The following is a 10,349-nucleotide window of genomic DNA, read 5'->3' as shown; positions in this document are numbered from 1 at the left end:
AGGGGCAATAGCGGGTTGTATTTGGCTAATTTGATCAGCACGAGTTTTAGGGAATGGTTTTTATTTTCCTTAAAATAATTTTTTTAAGGGAAAATTATATTAACAAAAGCATAATTGTTTTGGCTACAAGTGGTATTGTCGCATCGTTCCAGCGTAAAAAGTAATCAAAAGTGCGGCCAATCTGTTGGCTTCATAGACCCTGTGCTAAAAGTGATTGTTTGCCCAACTAAGATTTTTAGTGCATATGAACTTGTGATTCCTTTTCTTTGAGGCCAGTTTTGTATATTGAATAAAAACAAACAACTTTTTGTCTAGCAAACAAACTAATATCTTTTTTGTGCTGTTGAGGGGTATTTTTTTATTCATCCCTTTGTTGGTAAATGGGCAAAACCTATTGCCCCCCATCAATAATTATAGGTTATTGGAGTATAAGGGGGCAAGTAAAAATTGGGATTTGTCCGTAAATACCAATGGAGAACTCTTTGTTGCCAATAATAAGGGGTTGCTCCATTTTAATGGAGAGCAGTGGAATCTCAACAAACTGCCCAACAATACCATAATTAGATCAGTGGAGTCCGTTGGGGATAGGATTTATACCGGATCTTATGAAGAATTTGGATACTGGAAGAAAAATCGGTTGGGAGAGCTTGAATACGCGTCCCTGACACATCTTATCAAAGATCATGAGTTTACCAGTGAGGAATTTTGGGAAATTCTCCCAGTTAATGACAAAGTTCTTTTTCGCTCATTTTCATCAATTTATAGCTATGATGGCAATAAGATCAAGGTTGTGGATCCACCACAGGTGATTTCTGATTTTATTGAATACAACGACAGGATTATTGTTGCTGGTGGATTGAGCGGACTTTTTGTACTCAAAAATGATGAGCTTGTCCCGTTGCCCAATCAGGAACTGTTGCAGGGAAAAACAGTGACAGATATGGTAGTATTCAAGGATAAGCTCTTGGTTGGGACCAAATTAAGTGGGTGCTACCTTTTTGATGGGACACGTCTGCAACCCTGGACACCCGATATAAATGAAGAACTTAAGCTGCATCAGCTGAACAAGATGTTGCTTTTGGGAAAAGATGAAATTGGCTTTGGTACCATTAAAAATGGAATGTACCTGTTCAATGCCGGTACCCAAGCGTACCAGATATTGAACCGTGAATCGGGGCTCCAAAACAATACGGTGCTTTCCATGCTTCTCTTCAATGATCACCTATGGTTGGGACTGGACAATGGAATTGCCAGGGCCAAGCTCAATAATTCCATCATGTACTATACAGACTACTCAGGTACGTTGGGAATGGTGTACGATATGGCCACATATAGAGATAAATTGTATTTGGGCAGCAATACAGGGGTCTTTTATTTTGAAGGAAACACATTGAAATTTGTTGATGGTTCGCAAGGACATGTGTGGGATTTGACCGAGATCGAGGGCGATTTACTTTGTGGGCACAATACCGGGACATACAAGGTTGAAGAAAATGGGTTTAAGTTATTGACTTCATTATCAGGAGGATATGAGATCATAAAGGTGCCCGATCAGAATGCCACGTACATACAGGGCACATATAATGGACTTGTAAAGTTTAGGAAACACCAGAATGGCGAATGGGAGATTACCAGAATAGCGGGAATAGATTTCCCCATAAAACAATTGTGTTTTGAAACACCTTCCATTCTATGGGTGGCCCATCCATACAAAGGGTTTTATAGGATTCATTTGGATGATGATTATCAACAAGTTGAACAAACCCAAAGATTTAACCAAGAAGGCGCTCCAAGTGAATACAATGTACAGGTGTACAACATCAAAAATCAAATAGTGTTTTCCAGTGAGGGCAAATGGTACAAATACAATCCAATCGAAGACCGTATTGTTCCATTTGATGAATTTTCCGATTACAAGAACAAGGAACTATTGTTTTTTGATGACAGTCATTTTTGGTTTGTTGATGGAGAAGGGAGAAAGTCGATCATCTATACGGATTTAAAGAAGGATAGCCTCATGATCACAGATCTACCGTTGCGGGAACGGTTGATACCGGATTCCCAACAGATCATCAAAATGAACGATTCCACATCCTACATCACTTTAAGTGATGGTTTTGCAAAGGTCAACGATTCCAAATTGCAGAGCCAATCCGACCAGCTCGCCCTTCCTGTACCGGATATAACCGTTCTAAAGGATCAAAAAAGCACATATTCAGTTAAAGACGTCATTGAGATACCCTATAAAAATTCCCAGTCCATAATCATAGAAGTGTCTTGTCCCGAAATCATCGAATCGCGTTATTACTATGAGCTGGAAGGGCCAAAAGAATATACCCAATACGCAGATAACGGGTTTATAAATTTCCAGAACCTTCCGCATGGGGAATATAGTTTCAAAGTCTCCACAGCGGGTATGGACAATAAGATTTCGGCTCCCAATGTCATTAATTTTGAGATATCACCACCTTGGTACCTTTCAACCATCAGTATGATATTCTATGGCATCTGTGCAGTATTGGTAGTAATTGCAGTGCGGGCGTATAACCGAAGGAAATTTACCCGCAAGCAAAAGGAACTGGAAGAGCAGATGTACAAGGAGCAGCAAGAACGGTTGGCCACACTGGAAAAGGAAAAATTGGCCAAAGAGGTTCGACTCAAGCAAAATGAATTGGCGAGTACCACCCTAAATATTGCCAAGAAGAACGAAATGATATTGGAGCTAAAGAACATGCTCTTGATGAACAAAGATAAATTCTCAAACTCCCAGCGTTATAGATCCTTCATCAAAAAATTGAACAATTCCATACAGGACACCGAAGACTGGAAACGCTTTGAAGTAAATTTTAAGGAGCTGCATGAGGACTTTTTTGAAAGACTTCTAAAGGAATATCCCTCACTGACCCCAAAGGACCTAAAACTTTGTGCTTATCTAAAAATGAACCTTTCCTCAAAAGAGATTGCACCCTTAATGGCGATATCCATACGAGGGGTCGAGATACATCGGTACAGGCTGCGCAAAAAACTGAAAATGGACAGTTCGGAAAACCTTTCCAATTTCCTAATAACCTTTTGATGGGGAAATTGGCCCTTGAACGGGGTTGATTACTGTCTATTTTCAACTACATCATCACTACATCACAATGTTAAATTTTTTTACATCAAATTGAGGTGATGCTACTGCAAATCAAGCGAAACAAGGCATTTTAAGGTATATTTTAATGATGTATTTATTATGTAATGGTACATCGGCAGGGAGAACCCACTCTTTATTAATTTAGTAAAAATCTAACTCAATTTTTGCACAATTATGAAAATTAAAAGCAAACTTTTAACAATATCGTTCATATTGTTTGGAACAGTGCTTTTTGCCCAAAACAATATCACGGTTTCGGGCACGGTCACCGATGATCAGGGCCAACCCTTGCCAGGGGCGAGTGTTATTTTAATGGGTACTACAACTGGAACCCAAACCGATTTCGATGGAAATTACAGTTTGGACAACATTCCAGACAACGGAACACTCTCGTTCAGCTACATTGGCTTTAGCACCCAAGAAATACCTATTAATGGTCAAACTACCATAAATGTTTCCCTGCAGGAAGATACCCAGGCTTTGGATGAAGTTGTGGTCGTGGGGTATGGTGAAATGAAGGTCAAGGACCTAACTTCGGCCATTACCACTGTGGATTCTGAGGTTTTGGATCTCGCACCCGTAGGCCAGCCCATGCAGGCCCTACAAGGACGGGTTGCCGGGGTGCAGATCGTGAACAGTGGTGGCCCTGGACAATCCCCAACCGTTCGCGTGAGGGGGGTTGGATCGTACGACAATAATTTGAACGACAACGATGATCCCAGCAGGCCCCTGTTTGTGGTGGATGGCATGTTCTTTGACAACATAGACTTTCTTAACCCAGCGGACATCACCTCTATTTCTGTATTGAAGGATGCATCCGCGGCAGCTATTTATGGTGTACGGGCCGCCAACGGTGTGGTGTTGATCGAGACCAAATCAGGATCGTACAATCAAAAAGCTGAATTCACATATAATGGATATACGGGATATCAAGTTCCCCAAAATATTTTGAAAATGGCCAATGCCGAGCAGTTTACCACACTGGCCGTTGAGTCCGAATCTGATCCAGATATTCAGTTTATCCTCAATGCCATGCAACGCTATGGCAGAAGCCGGGTCAATCCCAACGTTCCCGATGTCAATACAGATTGGTATGACGAAGTAATGCGGTTGGCCCCAATACAAAGTCATAGTTTGGGAATGACCGGAGGTAGTGAAAATGCCACCTATGCCATTGGTGCCAACTATTTTGAACAAGGCGGTATTTTGGCCATGAAGAATGATTATGAGCGTTTTAACCTTAGGGCCAAGATTGATTTTAAAGTCAACGATTGGTTAAAAGTTGGGGGGAATACAGTGATCAGTAACGCCACGCGTTTTGATGCTGAAGATTCCGCTTGGCGCTTGGCCTACTATGCTGTGCCCATTCTGCCCGTTTATGACCCCATGTTGGCAAATGATCCGGACGTATATCCTATAAACTATGCCAATGCACAGGATTTGGGATACCGGGGAGGGCAGAACCCTTTTCCAACAATGGATTTTAGCGAAAACAGGGAAAAAATAAGAAATTTCTTGGCCAATTTTTATGCTGAAGTTGATTTGGTTCCAGAGAAATTAAAATTTAAGACCGCCTATAATTATAACTTTAAGGATGTAAATAGAAGGGAGCTGCGTTTTGATTATTTCATCGGGAACAACTTTCAACGGGAAGATCGCTCCATCCTAAAAAGGATCACCAACAATATTGACCAAATTTGGGACAATACGTTGACCTTCACCGATAGCTTTGGAAAACACAACCTGACCGCAATGGTGGGGACATCGTTTAGGGATGAAGCCTTTGAGCTTCTCCAAGTCAGGGGATTGAATTTCCCATTGACAGGGCCAGAGGCCTATTTTATAGACCAGATACCATCAGATCAGATTACAATAGAGGAAAATGGCACACGATTTACTACGGATGGCGGTGCCAGGGAATATGGTTTTTCCTATTTTGGTAGGATTTCCTATAATTTTGACAACCGGTATTTGCTGTACGGGACCTTCAGGGCGGACGGTACCAACAAATACCAAGAAAAGTGGGGCTATTTCCCAACAATAGGTGCAGGTTGGGTGCTTTCCGAAGAAGCCTTCTTTCCAGACAACAATACGTTGACCTATCTTAAACTAAGGGGAGGTTGGGGTGAACTCGGTAACGATAATGTGCCGGCCAGTTCTGGTTCCATTACTTCTGAGGACGTTACCACAGCTTTGGGAGACATACCGTTTAGCGGCATTCTTACAAGAAATGATTTTGAATACTTAAAATGGGAATCCACTGAAGAACTGAACATTGGATTATCGGCCCGTATGTTTGACAACAATCTTTCCATTGAGGCCGATTATTATATCAGGGATACCAAGGAAGGGGTGATACCTGTTGAAAGGGTGCTTATTCCAGGGACCACAAGACAAAACATCGGAGAGATACGCAACAGTGGTTTTGAGCTTGCCCTAAACTGGAACAAACGTGTATCCGATGACTTTAGCTATACGGTTGGAGCCAATTTGGGAACCTTGAAGAACGAGGTTCTGAATTTGGGCGATGCCCAATTCTTGGATGCCGGAACTGCGGAGTTCAGACAGCGCTCCATTGTGGGTGAGCCCCTGTTTGCCTTCTATGGCCGTGAAATCATTGGGGTATATCAGAATGACGCACAGGTTCAGGCAGATCCCGTTGCCGTTGCAAACAATCTGGAACCGGGCGATTTCATTTACCGGGATATTAATGGCGATGGGGATATTACCGATGATGACAGAACCGTTTTGGGCTCTTTCCTTCCCACGTACACATTCGGATTTAACATTGGCCTCAACTACAAAGCTTGGGACTTCTCTGCAAGTGCCGTGGGCCAGGGAGGGAACTCCATTTTGAACAGGAAACGGGGAGAGGTCATCTTTACCAATGATACCAACTGGGATCGCGATTTTGCCATCAACCGTTGGCATGGTGAGGGAACCACCAATAGCTACCCTTCTTCCAAGGGAATACGTAAGTCATGGAACCAAAGATTGAACAATTGGTTTGTGGAGGACGGAGACTTTATCAGGGTCCAGAACATAACCCTTGGCTACACTATCAATAAAGATGGCAGTATGGATAAGGTGCCACAGATCAGGATATATGCCACCGCCGAAAAGCCATTTACCTTTTTTGACTACAACGGATTCAATCCAGAGGTTTCCAATGGTGTGGATAACCAGACATATCCCATTCCTGCAGTGTACACAATAGGAGTTAACGTAAAAATTTAAAAAAATACTATGAGACCATTTATAGAACTTAAAACAAAATCGCTCCTCGCCATATTTGCGTTATTGGCCTTGGGGTGCTCGGATAAATTGGAGGAACCCCAGTTGAACAACAACTTTGCCGGGGGAACTGATTTCACCCAAACAGAGAACATGGTACTCTCTTTGGTGGGAGCTTACGAAGCCTTTCAATCAAGAGGTTGGGAACAGCCTCTGCTCATTGCCGTAAGGGGAGATGATGTTAATGCAGGAGGTTTGGGGGATCAACCGGATTATGGTGAAACCGACCTTTTTAATTACAACAAGGATTATTGGATGTACAATTCCCTCTGGGAAAATGTGTATGCCGATATTATTTCTGCCCATACCGCCATGGAACAGATTGAAAGGTATTTGGAATTTGCCGATGATCAAGGCACGACACTGGGCAACCAATACATTGCCGAAATTAAAGTGCTCCGCGCCATAATGTTGTTCCACATTTCCCAAACATGGGGAGATGTCTTTATCCCGACATCATCCAATACAGATGAATTGAAGGAATTGGAAACAGTGCCTACACAGGATGAGGTCATGCAACATATTTCAGACCAGATGGATGAGGCAATTCCGCATTTGCCCGATATGAGGCCCAATGAACGTACCGATATTCCGGGCGGGGCCACAGTGTATACAGCACTGGCCGTTAAAGCATTGGCCAATCAAGAATTGGAAAACTATCAAATTGTGGCGGATGCCTGTGCCGATATCATCAATTCTGGAGGATTTAGCCTGTTCCCGGACTATTATGAATTGTTCAAAACCCCGGGGAAACTCTCAGATGAGATTTTGCTGAGCATGCAATATTCAGATTTTGGACAGGGCGAGGGTGATCGCGAGGCACATTTGTATGATCCCTATGGTCCACAGAACTGGACACCGGCCGTAGCCGGGGCCGGTAGTGGTTGGGGTTTCTTTGAGCCCAGTATGAAGTTCATCAAGTTTATGTTGGATCGGGATGAAACCGTTCGTTTGGAGACCAGTGTATTGTTCACAGATCGCGGCATTGCAGAAATTCAGACCGACCCCAACTATGCAAGCTTACCAGGCTTTGTATCAAACACAACAAGGGATGGGGATGTGATCAATGATTATGCTCGGGCCTTGTTTGCCAGCGGCAAGCACTATCTGCCCTCCAATCAGCTCATACCCGGAAGAACCGCCTACGGCAGCAATAAAAATTTCATCATTATTAGGTATGCAGAAATATTGTTGATGTATGCAGAAGCCTTGACCCATGGGGCCACAGGTTCTGGAATGAGTGCGGATGCAGCCGTAAACTTGGTCAGGGACAGAGCTGGATTGACCGGTTTGTCAGGAGTCACCACAGATCAAGTTATCGCCGAGAAATATGCCGAACTGAGCATGGAGTGGGGGAAACGTTATTTTGATTTGATTCGACTTGGCCGATTGGACGAGTTGAACTACGATGGAAGAACATTTACTGCCGATAAGACATTCTTGCCTTATCCACAGTCGCAGGTAGACCAATTTCCAATTCTTGGAAACTAAGAGGGACCAAAAAAAACAAAAAGAAAAAAGATGAAAAGCATAGGTAAAATACTATTGAGCGCATTGACAGCATTGTCATTTGTGGCTTGTGACCAAGGTATAGACTCGATTACGGAAGTGGCCGCCGGAGCTGATGAATCAGCCCCACAGATTACTATAAATTACCCCACGGAGGGAACCCTAATACAGGTTTTTGAAGACGTGACAAGCCTTGATATTGACCTTAAAGTTACGGATGATATTGAGGTAAAAGATATCAAGGTGATGTTGAACGGTACGCAAATTGCCAGTTTCAACTCGTTCACGGATTATAGAATAGTGCTCAAAGAGTTCTCGTATGATAATTTGGGCGATGGGGACTACACACTTACCGTAACAGCATCAGATCTTGAAGGCAAATCATCTACCGAGGAAGTCAATTTCTCCAAGTCACCACCTTATCAAACCATGTTTGATGGTGAAGTAATGTATATGCCTTTTGATGGTCAGTTTATGGATCTTATAAGCTTTCAACAACCAGAGGAAGTAGGTTCACCTGGATTTAATGGGGATGGATATGTTGGCTCGGACGCCTATGAAGGAGCGCAGGATTCCTACCTGAACTTTCCCTTGGATGGCTTAAAGACCCCGGAATTCAGTGCGGTATTTTGGTACAAGGTAAATCCAACACCCAACAGAGCGGGAATTTTGGTTGTGGGCGATGATGCCGAAGATCGTTTCCAAGGTTTCCGATTGTTTAGGGAAGGAGACGCCAATGAACAACGCATCAAACTGAATGTGGGAACCGGAGCTGGCGAAAGTTGGAATGATGGTGGTGTGATTGATGCCACGGCCGGTGAATGGGTCCATGTGGCCATGTCCATTTCCCAAACCAAGACAACCATTTATTTTAATGGAGTTGAAATGCTCTCCGCAGATTTGACTTCGCCTATCGATTGGACAGGTTGTGAGGTATTGACCATTGGAGGTTCAGGACCTACGTTTGAATACTGGGACCATTTGTCAGATTATAGTGAAATAGATGAATTGCGAATTTTCAATAAGGCATTGACGGATAGTGATATCCAGATTATGTTGAATTCACTTAATCCATATGTGCCACAATATCCAGGCGAGTCTTTCTATATGCCCTTTGATGGGGATTATATTGATTTGGTGGGAAGTAGAGCGGCCAATCCAGTAGGTAGTCCCGGCTTCACCGATGAAAGTCAGGTAGGGGAACAAGCCTATTCAGGTGCTACGGATTCCTATATTGAATACCCGGCCAATGAAGCATTGCTTACACCCGAATTCAGTGGTGCGTTTTGGTACAAAGTGGAGGCGGACCCTACACGAGCCGGAATTATTGTGATCGGTGATGATGAGGTGGATCGTTTCCAAGGGTTCAGGCTTTTCAGGGAAGGAGATGCCAATGAGCAACGCATCAAACTCAATGTGGGAACAGGAGCTGGTGAAAGTTGGAACGATGGAGATGTCATCGCTGTTGCCGCTGGGGAATGGGTGCATATTGCCTTTACCATAGCCAGTGATAAGAACACCATCTACTTTAACGGTACCGAAGTGCTTTCATCGGCCATGTCGGCTCCCATTGATTGGACGGGTTGTGAAACCTTTACAATTGGATCGGGAGGCCCAACATTCAGTTATTGGGATCACTTATCGGACAACAGTACCATAGACGATCTTCGTTTCTTCAACAAGGCACTCACGCCAGAAGAAGTGGCCGCAGTGGCCGGTGGTTCCGTTACCCCACAAAACTATGGGTCAACCCTGTACATGCCTTTTGATGGTTCCTTTACCGAGGCCAATGGCAATACAGAGCCCACAGTTGAGGGAACACCGGGATTTGCCGGGGAAAGTAGTGTGGGAAGTGATGCCTACGCAGGTGCAACAGACTCGTATCTCACCTTCCCAATCGATGGGTTGTTCAACAATCAGTTCAGTGGTGCCTTTTGGTACAAAGTAGATCCAGCCCCAGATAGGGCAGGGATCCTTACCGTTGGCCCACCCATGAACGGTAGCGACAATGACTTAAGTGCCGGTTTCAGGCTGTTTAGAGAGGGCGATGCCGCTTCGCAACGGATAAAACTTCATGTGGGCAGTGATGCAGGAGATGTATGGAATGATGGGGAAGTCATCGATGTTGCTGCTGGCGAGTGGGTGCACGTTGCTTTCACCGTCACGGAAACAGCCACCCAAATCTATTTTAATGGAGAACCCGTGACAAATATGGGGGATATGACAGGCAAGACCATCAGTTGGGAAAACTGTACCATACTTTCCATTGGTTCCGGAGCACCCAATTTTATTGGATGGGACCACCTATCGGATTCAAGCTATATCGATGAGTTGTACCTCTTCGATAGGGCCTTGAGCCAAGAGGAAATACAAGAAGTAATGAATGATTAATAAAAATCAAAAAGTTAAG

4 protein-coding genes are annotated in these 10,349 nt (G+C 43.8%); all 4 read left to right on the top strand.

Annotated elements, in window-relative coordinates:
* Nucleotides 1–454 precede the first annotated feature (454 nt).
* The 4 genes from A7D14_RS07740 to A7D14_RS07725 all read left to right on the top strand — a co-directional run bounded on the left by A7D14_RS07740 (nucleotide 455) and on the right by A7D14_RS07725 (nucleotide 10,330).
* The gene (locus tag A7D14_RS07740) at nucleotides 455–3,076 is read left to right on the top strand and encodes a LuxR C-terminal-related transcriptional regulator (protein ID WP_255307414.1); all 2,622 of its coding nucleotides are present in this window, start codon (nucleotides 455–457) and stop codon (nucleotides 3,074–3,076) included.
* Nucleotides 3,077–3,310: 234 nt separating this feature from the next.
* Nucleotides 3,311–6,373: a SusC/RagA family TonB-linked outer membrane protein gene (locus tag A7D14_RS07735; protein ID WP_067032368.1), complete on the top strand. Its 3,063-nt coding sequence runs from the start codon at nucleotides 3,311–3,313 to the stop codon at nucleotides 6,371–6,373.
* Between the two features lie 9 nt (nucleotides 6,374–6,382).
* On the top strand, nucleotides 6,383–7,921 hold the full coding sequence (locus A7D14_RS07730) for a RagB/SusD family nutrient uptake outer membrane protein (RefSeq protein ID WP_067032365.1): 1,539 nt from the start codon (nucleotides 6,383–6,385) through the stop codon (nucleotides 7,919–7,921).
* A gap of 30 nt (nucleotides 7,922–7,951) precedes the next feature.
* The gene (locus tag A7D14_RS07725; protein ID WP_067032362.1) at nucleotides 7,952–10,330 is read left to right on the top strand and encodes a LamG-like jellyroll fold domain-containing protein; all 2,379 of its coding nucleotides are present in this window, start codon (nucleotides 7,952–7,954) and stop codon (nucleotides 10,328–10,330) included.
* Nucleotides 10,331–10,349: the final 19 nt, after the last annotated feature.

The organism is Allomuricauda sp. CP2A (genome assembly GCF_001683915.1).
Taxonomy (GTDB): domain Bacteria; phylum Bacteroidota; class Bacteroidia; order Flavobacteriales; family Flavobacteriaceae; genus Flagellimonas.
The sequence above is the reverse complement of the archived record's forward strand: the minus strand, read 5'-3'. Positions and strand labels throughout refer to the sequence as shown.

Excerpts from the sequence above, each read along its gene's own strand:
- A7D14_RS07735 (WP_067032368.1), top strand. The coding sequence starts at position 3,311 with ATGAAAATTAAAAGCAAACTTTTAACAATATCGTTCATATTGTTTGGA.
- A7D14_RS07725 (WP_067032362.1), top strand. The coding sequence starts at position 7,952 with ATGAAAAGCATAGGTAAAATACTATTGAGCGCATTGACAGCATTGTCA.
- A7D14_RS07730 (WP_067032365.1), top strand. The coding sequence starts at position 6,383 with ATGAGACCATTTATAGAACTTAAAACAAAATCGCTCCTCGCCATATTT.